The 12789-nt window shown below is 69.7% G+C and carries 10 protein-coding genes and 1 pseudogene; all 11 read left to right on the forward strand.

All coding sequences use genetic code 11. From position 1 onward, the window contains the following. On the forward strand, positions 1 to 433 hold a 433-nt coding region (locus K2Z83_RS26505; protein ID WP_220598176.1), incomplete at its 5' end, for a phage tail protein. A 182-nt stretch (positions 434 to 615) separates the two neighbouring features. After that, positions 616 to 978 (forward strand): phage tail assembly protein, encoded by a 363-nt coding sequence (locus K2Z83_RS26510; RefSeq protein ID WP_220598177.1) that lies wholly within the window; start codon positions 616 to 618, stop codon positions 976 to 978. Further along, the gene (locus K2Z83_RS26515; protein ID WP_220598178.1) at positions 978 to 1406 is read left to right on the forward strand and encodes a phage tail protein; all 429 of its coding nucleotides are present in this window, start codon (positions 978 to 980) and stop codon (positions 1404 to 1406) included. The genes K2Z83_RS26510 and K2Z83_RS26515 overlap by 1 nt, the downstream gene beginning before the upstream one ends. Positions 1407 to 1409: 3 nt before the next feature. Further along, complete coding sequence (locus K2Z83_RS26520; protein WP_220598179.1) at positions 1410 to 3176, forward strand: DUF4157 domain-containing protein; 1767 nt, start codon at positions 1410 to 1412, stop codon at positions 3174 to 3176. Positions 3177 to 3220: 44 nt separating this feature from the next. Next, positions 3221 to 3925 carry a LysM peptidoglycan-binding domain-containing protein gene (locus tag K2Z83_RS26525; RefSeq protein ID WP_220598180.1) on the forward strand — a complete coding sequence of 235 codons (705 nt, stop codon included), beginning with the start codon at positions 3221 to 3223 and terminating at the stop codon, positions 3923 to 3925. Next, positions 3918 to 5570 carry a VgrG-related protein gene (locus tag K2Z83_RS26530; protein ID WP_220598181.1) on the forward strand — a complete coding sequence of 551 codons (1653 nt, stop codon included), beginning with the start codon at positions 3918 to 3920 and terminating at the stop codon, positions 5568 to 5570. Before K2Z83_RS26525 ends, K2Z83_RS26530 begins: the two co-directional genes overlap by 8 nt. A gap of 10 nt (positions 5571 to 5580) precedes the next feature. Further along, positions 5581 to 5988, forward strand: a complete 408-nt coding sequence (locus K2Z83_RS26535; protein WP_220598182.1) for a PAAR domain-containing protein — start codon at positions 5581 to 5583, stop codon at positions 5986 to 5988. Between the two features lie 58 nt (positions 5989 to 6046). Continuing rightward, positions 6047 to 6475 (forward strand): GPW/gp25 family protein, encoded by a 429-nt coding sequence (locus tag K2Z83_RS26540; RefSeq protein ID WP_255604539.1) that lies wholly within the window; start codon positions 6047 to 6049, stop codon positions 6473 to 6475. 61 nt (positions 6476 to 6536) lie between these two features. Continuing rightward, positions 6537 to 8564: a putative baseplate assembly protein gene (locus K2Z83_RS26545; protein WP_220598183.1), complete on the forward strand. Its 2028-nt coding sequence runs from the start codon at positions 6537 to 6539 to the stop codon at positions 8562 to 8564. A gap of 18 nt (positions 8565 to 8582) precedes the next feature. Continuing rightward, positions 8583 to 9512, forward strand: coding sequence for a phage tail protein (locus tag K2Z83_RS26550; protein WP_220598184.1), 930 nt, complete (start codon positions 8583 to 8585; stop codon positions 9510 to 9512). 408 nt (positions 9513 to 9920) lie between these two features. Continuing rightward, positions 9921 to 12789, forward strand: a pseudogene (locus K2Z83_RS26555) (hypothetical protein); the annotation flags it as partial.

Here is a 12789-nt window from a genome sequence, read left to right on the forward strand (position 1 = left end):
GCAGAACCCACTGGTCTCGGCGTGGTTTGGGGTCGAGTTTCAGGGCCAGGTCAACGGGGCGTTCCGCGAGTGCAGCGGCCTGGGCAGCGAGAACGAGGTGGTCGAGTACAAGGCCAGCGGACAGAAGGGCGAGTACGTGGTCAAGATGGTGCCCGGCCGCATGAAGTGGAGCCGGATCACGCTCAAGCGCGGGATCACCGACGCGATGGACATGTGGAAGTGGCGCAAGCTGGTCGAGCAGGGCAAGATCGAGGAGGCCCGCAAGAATGGCTCGATCGTGATGTTCAACCAGCAGGGCGCTGAGGTGGCGCGCTGGAACTTCGTCAACGCCTGGCCAAGCAAGCTGAATGGCCCTGCCGCTAACGCCGGCAATAACGAGATCGCGATCGAGGAGCTGGAGATCACCCACGAGGGCTACGAGCGGGTTAAATAGCCGATAGCCGATAGCCGATAGCCGATAGCTTGGTAGTGCGCTTGGAATGACACGGATCCGGTTGTCACCCCGAGCGGAGCGCAGCGGAGCCGAGGGGTCTTGTGGCACATTACAGCGCAAGATTCCTCACTCCGTTCGGAATGACAGGGTGCGGCGGCGCAGCGAGCATGACGAGGAATACGATGATCCAAACAGAGTTCCCCTTTACCCTGCCCTACGGCCTCGTCGACGCCCAGGGTACCATCCTGCGCGAGGGGCTGATCCGGCGGGCGACCGTGCTCGACGAGGTCGAGCCGCTGCAGGATGAGCGGGTGCAGGCCAACGAGGCCCTGCTCGGCCTGCTGATCCTGAGCCGGGTGGTGCTGCGGCTCGGCCCGGTCGCGCCGGTGACGCCCCAGCTGCTCGGGCAGCTGTTCACCGCCGACTACGCCTTCCTCCAGGATCTGTACGAGCAGCTGAATGGCCTCGGCAGCAGCGTGGTCGAGACGGCCTGCCCCAGCTGCGGGGTCCGCTTCAGCCTCGACATCGCCCAGGGAGGCGGCTGATGAGCCAGGAAGCCCACCCATCCTGCCGCTTCTACGTGCTGATCGACGGGGTCACCCAGGCGGTCTTCACCGAGGTCGGCGGCCTCCAGATCGAGACCGAGGTGATGGACTACGCCGAGGGCGGCAACAACGGCTTCGTGCACCGCCTGCCGGGCCGCACCCGAGTCGGCACGGTCACGCTCAAGCGCGGCGTGGTCGGCACGAACGAGCTGTTCCAGTGGTACCGCAAGATCGCCGCCGGCACCATCGACCGCCGCCACCTGTCGGTGGTGCAGTACGACGCCGCCGGCGCGGAGCTGATCCGCTGGAGCTTCGACCAGGCCTATCCGATCCGCTGGGTCGGCCCGCAGCTCCAGGCCGACGGCGCGGCGGCGGCGGTCGAGACGGTCGAGCTGGCCCACGCCGGCCTGATCAGCGACGGGAGATAGACGATGAGCGCTGGATACCCCGCCCGCAGCGCGCTGCGCCGCCGGGCCGCCGCCCGCAGGATCATCGCGCGCCACGGGATGGGTGCGCCCGAGCCCATCCGGCCGCGCCCTGCGCCCGCCGTGGAGTGGGCGAGCCACAGCCCGGCCGAGGGTCAGCTGCCGTGGGCCGCTGATGCGCCCGCCGCCCCGCCGACCCGCGCCGAGCGAGAGGCCGTCGCCGATGCGCCCTGGCCGTCGCCCCGCGCCGAGCCTGCCGCCGCTGCCGCTCTGCCCGCTACGGCGACGGCCAAGGCAGCGCTGGCGGAGTCTGTGGCGGCGCCGACGGCCCGCCTGTCCGAGCGCGGGGAGGCGCATATGCGGATATTTGACCCGCCTCACGCCGCGCCCGTCATCAGCGCCGCTGACGAGCGCGGGCATCCAGGCCTGGACGCGGCCGCACCCGATGTCCAGATCGAAGTCCAGATCGAGGGCGGCCGGCCAGCGCCCGCGACGCGGCCGCCCAACGCGCAGCCCGGGGCGACCACACGCGCGCCCGACGCCGGGCTGTTCGCGCCGCAGACGAGCGCGGCCCGCGCCCCGCAGGACTGGGCCGCCCGCCTGGCCGGAAGATCGCCCGCCCCGCGCGCCCCGGCGGCCCAAGCCGATACGGGAGTGCCCCTGCCGAGCGCGCAGCAGCCCGCCCCGGGCGACGCAGCGCTTCGCCCTCAGCGTGGGCCTACGAGCGCCGAGTCGCACCGCAAGAGTCTCGGCGCGACTCTGCCGCTCCCCAGCGATCCTCCCCGCCCCAGCGCGCCGGAGATGGGGGCGCGGGAGGCGGGCCAGCCAGCCCACGCCAGCGCCATCGATCACACGGACACGCAGCTCTTCGATGCTCCCCTCAGCCCGCCCGCAGGAGCGATGCCGGCGGCGGCGGCCGAACAGCCCACGATGATCCCCGAGGCGGCTCGGCGCTTCCTGCGCCCGCTGGTCGGGGTTGACCCGGCCGCCGTGCGGATCTTTCGCGGCCCGGCGGCGGCGCGGGCCACGGCGGCGCGCCAGGCCGATGGGCTGGCCCAGGGCGATACGATCGCCCTGGCCGCCACGACCGATCTGGCCAGCCCGGCCGGGCTGGCCCTGCTGGCCCACGAGCTGACCCACCTCGGCCGCGAGGCCGCCCCGGGCTTCGTCCCGCCGATCGCGGCGGCCGCCCTGAGCGCGGCGCCTGCGGCCACCGGCGCCGAGGAGGCCCTGGCCCTCAGCACTGAGGCCCTGGTCCGGCGAGCCGCCGAGGCTGCTGAGGGCGGGGCGGCCCCTGCCTATCAAGCAGCGCGCGCGGGGGGCGCGCAGCAGCAGGCAGGCCTCCTGCCTGCCGCACCTCCGATGGAATTCGGCCCGGGGGTGAGGGTCGGCGAGCGGGGCGCGGTCCCGGCCCCAGCCCAGATGGCCGGGCGCTCGTGGAATGGCGTGCCCGCGCCCTGGGAGCCGCTGCCAATCCACGCTGCTCTGCCTGCAGCGGCCGCGCCCGCGTCCGCGCCGCCACAGCTGCCGGCCGACCCGCCGCAGCCCGCCGGCGAGCCGCCGGCGCCGCTGGCCGCCGCGCGCAGCCGGCGGGTCGAGCTGCCGATCGCAGACGGGGCGCAGCCGCCGGCGCCCGCCCCCCAGCCCGCCGCGCCAGCCGGCCCGGACATCGAGGAGCTGGCCCGCGAGGTCTACCAGCTGCTGCGCCGACGCATGGCCGTCGAGAGCCGCCGGATCGGCGGGGCCCGGCTCGACTACGGTGGATTTGAGTAGCGCGGCGATCACGCGGTAGCGCTTCGATAGATTAGGAGACCACAATGCCTGGAGCCAGCCTGGCCCGCGCAACGATCATGAACCTCGACAAGGGCGGCCCGCCGATCGCCTGTCACTTCAACCCGAATGAGTATAGCTTCAGCAAGCAGAACAGCTGGACTATCGTGAGCACCGGCGGCAGCAACGTGCCGCAGGTCGAGTTCGGCGGCGGCCAGCCGGCCCAGCTCCAGATGCAGCTGCTCTTCGACACCTACGCCGAGGGCAAGGATGTGCGCAAGGAGTACACCGATAAGCTCTGGGAGCTGATGCTGGTCGACGAGAGCCTCATCGACCCGAAGAGCCAGCGCGGCCGGCCGCCGCAGGTGCGCTTCCAGTGGGGCAGCTCCTGGTCCTTCGACGCGGTGATCGCCTCGATATCCCAGCGCTTCGTGCTCTTCCTGAGCGACGGCACGCCGGTGCGGGCCACCCTCGATGTGGCCTTCCAGCAGATCAAGGATGAGCGGCTCTTCCCGCGCCAGAACCCGACCTCGGGCGGGCTGGGCGGCGAGCGGGTGGTGACGGTGCTGGCTGGCGACACGCTGCGCATGATCGCCTACCGCGCCTATGGCAGCGTCGGCGAGTGGCGCCGGATCGCCGAGGCCAACCGCCTGGACAATCTGCGCACGCTCCAGCCGGGCCTCCAGCTACGCATCCCGCCGCGGTCCGCGCCGGCGGGCGGCCCCGCCACGGGGGGGCGTCGCCATGAGTGACCTATCGCTGCTGAGCCAGCTGACCATCCGCCTCGCCGACGCCGACCCGCCCGAGGCGCTGCAGGCCGCCCTGCGCGAGATTGTGGTCGAGAGCAGCCTGCACATGCCCTGCGTCGCCACCCTGTGCATCCACGACCCCGGCCTGCGCTGGGTCGACGCGCCGGAGCTTGAGCCAGGCGTCGCCCTGCGCGTGGAGGCCACGGTCGGCCAGGTTGCTGAGGAGCTGTTCGACGGCGAGATCGTCGAGCTGGAGTCGCACTACGCCAGCTCCAGCCACTTCCTGACCGTGCGGGCCTTCGACCGGCTGCACCGGCTGGACCGCGGCCGTCACGCCCGGGCGTTCGCCGACATAAGCGACGGCGACCTGCTGCGCCGCCTGGCCGCCGAGGCCGGCCTGGAGGCCGAGGTCGCAGACGATGGGCCGATCATCCCCCACCTCTTTCAGGCGAACCAGAGCAACCTGGAGCTGCTGCGCCAGCGGGCGGGCGCGCGCGGCCAGCTGCTGTTTGTGGTGCGAGCGACCCTGCACTGTGCGGCGCCGGCCCTGGGCGAGCCGGTGGCGCTCCAGTGGGGCCAGGGCCTGAGCGAGTTCCGCCCGCACCTGACCACTCTCGGCCAGGTGGGCCAGGTGCTCGCCCGCGGCTGGGACCCCGACGAGCACCGCGAGATCCTGGGCGAGGCGGGGCCGGGCCAGGGCGCCCCGGCCATCGGCGAGCGCCGCGCCGGCGGGGAGCTGGCCCAGGCCGCCTTCGGGATCGCGGCGGCCGAGCTGGTCGCCGACCGGCCCATCCGCAGCCAGGCCGCGGCCACCGCCCTGGCCCAGGCCGTCGCCGACCGGCGGGCCGGCCAGCTGATCGAGGCCGAGGGCCGCTGCCGAGGCAACCCGCGCATCAGCGCCGGGGCGACGGCGCGGCTCAGCGCCCTGGGCGACCGCTACAGCGGCGACTACCTGGTGACGGCGGCGTGCCACCGGTCCAGCGCGGCCGGCTACTTCACCGAGCTGAGCGTCTCGGGGCTGAGTCCGCACGCCCCGCTCCAGCGACTGCTGCCGCCGCCCCCGCCGCGCGTCCCGCCCGGCCTGGCCCTGGCGGTGGTGACCGACAACCAGGATCCCGAGGGGCGCTGCCGGGTCAAGCTGCGCCTGCCCTGGCTGGCCCCCGACCACAGCAGCGACTGGGTGCGGGTGGTCGCCCCCGGCGCGGGCGCCGAGCGCGGCCTGCTGCTGCTGCCCGAGGTTGACGACGAGGTGCTGGTTGGCTTCGAGCTGGGCGACCTGGGCCAGCCCTACGTGCTCGGCGGCCTCTGGAGCGGCCACAGCGCGCCGCCGCGCCCGAGCGACGAGCTGCTGGGCGGCGGCCAGGTGCGCCGCCGGCTCATCCGCTCGCGCAGCGGCCACCAGATCCTGCTCGACGACGACCCGAGCGAGGGCGCGATCACGATCGAGGACCGGGCCGGCAACCGCATCCACCTCGACACCGCCAGCAACAGCCTGAGCATCGCGCTGAAGGGCGATGCCACGATCACGGCCAAGGGCGCGATCCGCCTGGACGCTGGCGGGAAGCTCAGCCTCAAGGGGCGCGGGATCAGCATCGACGGTGGCGCGGGCGGGGTGGATATCGACGGCAGCACGATCGACCTGAACTGAGGACAGCAGCATGGGCAAGCTCGCAGCGCGCCAGGGCGACCGGGTGGTCGCCACCGACATCCATATCATCCTCGTGCCGGCGGCGGCCGGGGCGCCGGTACCAACTCCCACCCCGCTCCCGTTCAGCGGGGCGCTCGACGGTGGCCTGAGCGCCGATGTGCGGGTCAACAGCCGCCCGGCGGCCACCCAGGGCAGCACGGCGACCAACACTCCGCCGCACATCCCGGCCGGCGGCCCCTTCCAGCGCCCGCCCAGTAACCGCAGCCAGATCGTCAGCGGCAGCCTACGGGTGCAGATCAACGGCAAGCCGGCCGCTCGCGCCGGCGACACCGCGCTGACCTGCAACGACCCGGTCGATCTGCCCAACGGCAGCGTGGTGGTCACACCGGGAGCGCGGCCGGTGAGCGTGGGCGACTAGCACCGCATGTGGTTCCCCCAGCACCATTGGCCGCCGGCCATACGGTACGTGGGGTGACATGAATGATGCAAAGAAGGAGGAGATCACCATGACCGATATCCTGGGGCGCGGATGGGCCTTCCCGGTGACCACAGACGGCGCCGGGCAGGTCGGGATGGCCGAGTATGAGGAGGACATCGCCCAGGCGATCGTGATCATTCTGGGCACGCGCAAGGGCGAGCGGGTGCTGCGCCCCGAGTTCGGCTGCCAGATCCACGACCTGATCTTCGCGCCGAACGACGCCAACACGGTCGGCCTGGCGATCTACTACGCCGAGCAGGCGCTGCGCATGTGGGAGCCGCGCATCCGGCTGCTCGACGTGAGCGCCCGCCCCGACCCCGACATGCCCGAGCGGCTGGCGGTCGCTATCCAGTACGAGATCCGCACAACCCTCGACCGGCGCACGCTGGTCTTCCCGTTCTACCGCATCCCAGGCGGGCGAGAGTAACCTCAGCCTCCTCGGCTGCGCTGGGTGACGAGGAATCTACTACCATACCGGAGGCATTCCAATGAGCCTAACAAGCCCAAAGCTCGATGAGCGCAGCGCCCAGGACCTGGTCAACATGGCCAGGGCCATGATCCCGACCTACTGCCCGAGGTGGACGGACCATAACGTCAGCGATCCCGGCATCACCCTGATCGAGATCTTCGCGGCCATGGGCGAGACCTTGATCCACCGGGTGAACCAGATCCCCGACCGCCTCCAGCTCCAGATGCTCGCGCTGCTTGGCCTGCAGCGCCGGCCGCCGCAGGCCGCCGAGGCCGAGCTGACCTTCTACCTGACGGCGGCCCAGACAGCCGAGCTGGAGATCGCCGCCGGCCTGGAGGTGGCGACGCGGCGCAGCGTAGCCAGCCCGGAGGTTATCTTCACCACGAGCGCGCCGCTGCTGGTGCGCCCGCCGCGCCTAAAGGCCCTGGCCACCGAGAACGCGAGCCGGCACACGCAGCCGGGCGGGGCCGCCTTCACGCCGCACATGATCGGCCCTGAGGGCCAGCTGCTGCGCGACCTGGCGATCTTCCCGGCCGCGCCCTCGGCCCCCGAGCCAGACGACGCCTTCTATATCGGCCTGCACGAGGACGCAGGCGGCCACGTGCTGTATCTGGCGGCGACCTGCCAGGCCGCCGCGAACCTGGGCGTGATGCCGCGACACCCGCCGCTGCGCTGGCAGGCCTGCTGCCACCATGCGGCTGGCCCGCCGGTCTGGGCGGACTGCGCCGTGGACGAGGAGAGCACCGGCGGATTCACCGAGTCGGGCCGGCTGCGCCTGCACGTGCCCCAGGGGATGGTCAGCCACAGCGTCGGCGGTGTCAGCGCCTACTGGCTGCGCTGCCAGATCAGCTCGGCCGCCCCCGACAACCGCTACCAGCGCTCTCCCATCCTGCGCGAGCTGCGGGTCGAGGCCTGGGGCGCCACGGTGAGCGCCGCGCACGCCCAGGTGATCGTCGACGAGCGCCTGGGCGTCAGCGACGGCGCGCCCGGCCAGCGCTTCCAGCTGCGCCATAGCCCGGTGCTGGCCCTCGACGAGCAGCAGGACTACCTGATCGTCGAGCACGAGGGGCTGAGCTGGGCCTGGCAGCAGGTGGCCGACTTCAGCCGCTCAGGGCCGGACGACCCGCACTACACCCTCGACCCGATCGACGGCGCGCTCTGCCTGGGGCCGGCCCTGCTCCAGCCCGACGGCAGCCTGCGCAGCTACGGGGCCATCCCGCCGCGCGGCGGCCGGCTGCGCTTCACCCGCTACCGCCACGGCGGCGGCCTGGCCGGCAACGTCGCCCCCGGCGAGCTCTGCGTGCTCAAGCAGAGCCGGGCCTACGTGCGCGGCGTGGTCAACCGCGAGCGCGCCGGCGGCGGCCGCGACGCCGAGAGCCTCGACGAGGCGGCCATGCGCGCGCCCCAGCTGCTGCGCAGCCGCGATCGGGCGATCACCGCCGAGGACTACGCCTTCCTGGCGGCCCAGGCGCCCGGCGTGGCCCGGGCCTTCTGCTACGCCCCCGACGAGCAGGGGGCCGGCGCGCCCGCCCTGCCCGACGCGCCCCAGCCCGGCGAGGTGCTGCTGATCGCCCTGCCCGAGCCCGGCGGCAACATGCGCCCAGGGCAGATCGGGCTCAGCCCCGACGTCGAGCTGGCCCTGCGCCGCCAGATCGGCCCGCGGCGCCCGCTGGGCATCCGGGTGCGCTACCGCGCGCCGCAGCTGCGGGCGGTCAGCCTGAGCGTCGAGCTGCGCCTGCCGACTCACGCCGACGAGTCGCTCCGGCTCGCTGTGCGCGCCCAGGTCGAGGCCCTGCTCGACCGCTACCTCAGCCCCTACATTGGCGGCGCCGACGGCCGTGGCTGGCCCTTCGGCCAGGGCCTGCAGGTCGGCGAGCTCTACGCCGTCATCCAGCCGGCCCTGCCGGTCGGCTTCGTCGAGGCCATCCAGCTCTTCCAGATCGGCGACCTCAGCGCCCCGGCCCAGCGCAGCCCGGTGGCGCGCCGGCTGGAGCTGCGCCCCGGCGAGCTGATCTTCCTGCACAGCTGCAGCGTCGTATTCGTGTAGCGAGCAAAGGAGCCGCCCATGACCTCCCCCCTCGGCGAGCTGACCATCACCCAGGGCCAGCGCCTGGTGCGGCCGCCCATCGCCCTGACCGTCGCGCTGCTCGGCCGACCGCAGGGCTTCCAGATCGGCCGCGCGCCCGACAGCGACGTGGAGCTGCCCGACCAGCGGGTCTCGGGGCGGCACCTGCAGATCCGCCTGGTCGGCGACCGGCCCATGCTGGTCCACCTCAGCCAGAGCAACCCGACCCTGCTCGACGGCGCGCCGCTGCCGGCCGGCCAGCCCGTGCCGCTGCCCGAGCGGGCCACGCTCAGCATCCCCCCCTACAGCCTGAGCTATGTGGGCTATGCACCTGCGCCCGCGGCCGCTCCACCGGCCCCGCCAGCCCCGCCGCCCGCGCCGGTCGCCGCGCCGCCAGCCTTCGCCTGGCCCATCCCCGCCGACCGGCCGGGGCGCTACCTGGCCGACCTGCCGGCGATCTACCAGGCCAGCTGGCCGCAGCTGAGCCGGCCCGGCGACGACCCCGCGCAGCTGGAGCGGCGGCGCTTCCTGGGTGACTACCTAAAAATCTTCGAGGCGATCTGGGAGCCGCTGGAGCAGCGCCAGGATCACCTCGATCTCTCCCTGAGCCCGCGCACCTGCCCGGAGGCCATGCTGCCGCTGCTCGCCAGGTGGCTGGGCATGCCCCTGCCCGAGGGGCTGAGCGTCGCGGGCCAGCGCGCGCTGCTGGCCGCCGCGCCGCAGATCTACGCGCTGCGCGGCACCATGGCCGGGCTGCAGCTGGCGATCAGCGCCGCCACCGGGCTCAGCGCCACGATCAGCGAGACGCCCGGCCGTCCCTTCACCGTGACGGTCGCCCTGCCCGCCGGCCAGGCCCCGCCCGAGCTGCTGCGCGCGCTGATCCGCAGCCACAAGCCGGCCCACACCGGCTACGTGCTGGAGGAGCACTGAGGCGCTGAGGCGCCGAGGCACTGAGTATGGAGGACACAGCGGCGCACCTCGATGTCACCCCTCGCTCCGCTCGGGGTGACACTGAACAACGCTGTCATTCCGAACGAAGTGAGGAATCTTGCAGTGCGCTGCGCTGGAAGACCCCTCGCTGCGCTCGGGGTGACAATGAGCTGCGTTGTCATTCCGAACGAAGTGAGGAATCTTGCAGTGCAGCGCGGCGAAGCCCGCGAGTAGTACGAGCGTCATCGTACTGTAATCCAGCGTAGCTCGCATACCCAGATTTAATCTGATATATTCGTTGTAGCTATTGATCATACTTCGCAGCGCCACTTCCCACCTCAACATCGCACGCCGAGCGCCTCGAGTCCAACGTATCAGTTGCCTGAGCATTACAGGATGGTGGGATCCATGACTCAATTCGCCCCAACCATTGGTATTGTCACAGCGCTGCCGAAAGAGCTGCGCGCGATGAGTCGCCTGCTTGAGAATCCGCGTTCCTATGTTTATCCCGGAACAGGCGCTGGTCGAAGATATATTCTCGGCGAACTGCCCTCGCAGCATGGAGGTTCCCATCTTGTCGCGCTGGCTGTCTCTGGGATGGGGAATAACAAGGCTGCCATACGCGGCTCGCAGATGCTGGCTCATTTCGGCCAGATACCGTTGGTGATGGTAGGCATTGCGGGCGGTGTCCCACATCCAGCGAAGCCAGAAGATCACGTCCGGCTTGGCGACATTGTAGTGCTCGGGAATGAAGGTATCATCCAGTATGACCACGTGAAGGAGATTCGCCGTGGGGACAAGGTCGAGACGCCGCGACGCTGGGAGCCCCGCCCACCCAGCGCCCGGATGGTCGAGGATCTCGACTTCCTGGAGGCGAAGGTTGGGCCGAACGACTCTCCACCCTGGCTGTCTTGGATCGAGCTTGGGTTATCCAAGCTTCGTATTGAGCGACCTGCCGCCGATACTGATATTTTTGAGGACTCAAGTACGGGAGATGGTAGTGATGACCATCCTTTTGACCGATTACGGCGTGATGGGCAGCCACGCGTCTTCCGTGGGCCAATCGCATCAGGCAACCGTTTGCAGAAGAACGCCGCCACCCGTGATCGGCTCCGCGACCAATACGGCGTGAAGGCCATTGAGATGGAGGGGTCCGGCATCGCGGACGTTACCTGGACGCACGATGTGGGTTACCTGGTGGTGCGCGGAATCTGTGACTACTGTGATCGCTTCAAGAACGATGATTGGCAGGAATATGCCGCGGTTGTTGCGGCGGCCTACACGTGTGCCTTGCTGGAAACGATGCCGGTTGAGCCAGGTGGGCCGCTCCCGGACAGCGACCGACATACGATCGTGTCGGCGGCACATCGTGCAGATAATCCGTTTCCTGGGCTGCAATCTTATGCCTATGCAGATGCCAGGCGCTACGCTGGAAGGTCAACTGGAGCTTATGTTGATACACTGGTCAACAGCTGCCAGTCGATCTTCTTCGTCGTCGGCCCGAGTGGCGCTGGTAAATCTTCCTTAGCCCTCGCCGGGCTTCTGCCTGCGCTTGAACGACGTTACCGTGAAGAAGTAGGCCGCGAAGTTCGGCACATTATTATTGCGCCCCGTCAAAGCCCGGTGAATGCGCTGCAGCGTGGGCTGAGGGCTAACGGCTTTCCGGTCGAGGAAAACGATGACCGGTTCGAAGCCGACCCCCAGTTTCTTAGTAAGCTGCTCCGCAATCAGGCACAGGTTCAGCAGCGGCAACAACACTATCTCGTTGTGCTGGATCAGTTTGAAGAGGTGTTCTCAGTCGACGTCGACCCCGATGAACGCAACGCGTTTTTTGCGCTACTCGAGGCGTTGCCCGATCGCTGTGATCAGACTCGGGCGCAGTTCATCATCACCATGCGATCAGACTTTTTAGGGCAGCTCTGGAAGAGTGATCGCCTGGCGTCTTTAGCAAATGCGCCCGAGATGACCCGACGCGGGATCGGGCTGCGCGAACCAATGTCCCCCGCCGAGATGAGCGCTGCGATCCACGCACCGGTCGAGTGGTTCAACCAGAAGCATAACGCGAACTATGCGCTAGAGGATGGGCTGGTGCGCCAGCTTGTCCGTGAAGCATGCGGCGATCCAGTAACGAATGAACGGGGTTCGAAGATTGAAGCAGGCGACTCCGCGTATCTGCCCCTGCTCCAGACAACGCTCGAAGAGCTCTGGAATACGGGCGATCTTCGCCTGGCCACCTATCAGGAGCACTATCGCAGCATTAGCACCGCACTCTCTAAAACGGCCGACGCGGCGCTCAAAGCGGTTGGCACAAAAGAAGAGCAGGAACGGGCGATCAAGCTGCTCGTCGATCTCGTTGAGGTCTCCATCGACATCCAGGAGCGCCCCCCGGCGCGGCGGACACGCAGGCTTGCGTGGATCATGCAGCGGCATGACACGCCAGACGATCCAGATTTCATCACGCGGGTTATACACCACCTTACAGAACGCCGGATTATCATCACGCGCGCGGAACGTATCGGCGAACAGGCGGTCGAATACGTCGATCTCATCCACGATCGCCTGATCACCAATTGGGTTCGTCTGCATGACGCAGTGAATCGTGATATTGATCGCTTGAGGCGAATCGCTCAGTTCGAGCTGAAGTTTCGTGAGCGCAAGAAGGATCCAGCCTATCTCCTCGATGGTCGCGATTTAAAAGAGGCGGAACTGATTGACGAGGCGGATCTGCGCGGTCTTGATGACGGCTCGGAGGCGCTGAGGTTTCGCACCGAGAGCCTGGCCCGCCGTGAGGCCCAGCAGCGACAACGCACCGTCAGTCTGCTGATCCTCGCTATCGCTGCACTGATCTTTGCGATTGCAGCTACCGTCTTTGGCTTTCAATCGCGGCAGGAAGCGGTCCGCGCCGACGGCGAGGCCGGGCGAGCGCTACAGCAGGCCGAGGTGAGTGACGCCCAACGCCTCAGCGCACTGGCGCAGGCTGCCCTTGATCGCGGAGAGACGGAGTTGGCGCTGCTGCTCGCCGCCTCCGCTGTACAGCAGAGCGACAACGGGGTCATGAACGACACCTTGCGCAAGCTATTGTCGAGACTCGCCAAGGTACGCGCCGTTCTCCATGGCCACGCGAGTGGTGTTACTAGCGCGGCCTACAGCCCGGACGGTACCCGCATCGTCACCGCGTCGGCCGATGGCACGGCGAAGGTCTGGGACGCCGCCAGCGGGGCCACGCTCGCCACCCTCCAGGGCCACACGAGTGGTGTCACTAGCGCAGCGTTCAGCC

This window comes from Oscillochloris sp. ZM17-4, from assembly GCF_019599295.1.
Taxonomy (GTDB): domain Bacteria; phylum Chloroflexota; class Chloroflexia; order Chloroflexales; family Chloroflexaceae; genus Oscillochloris.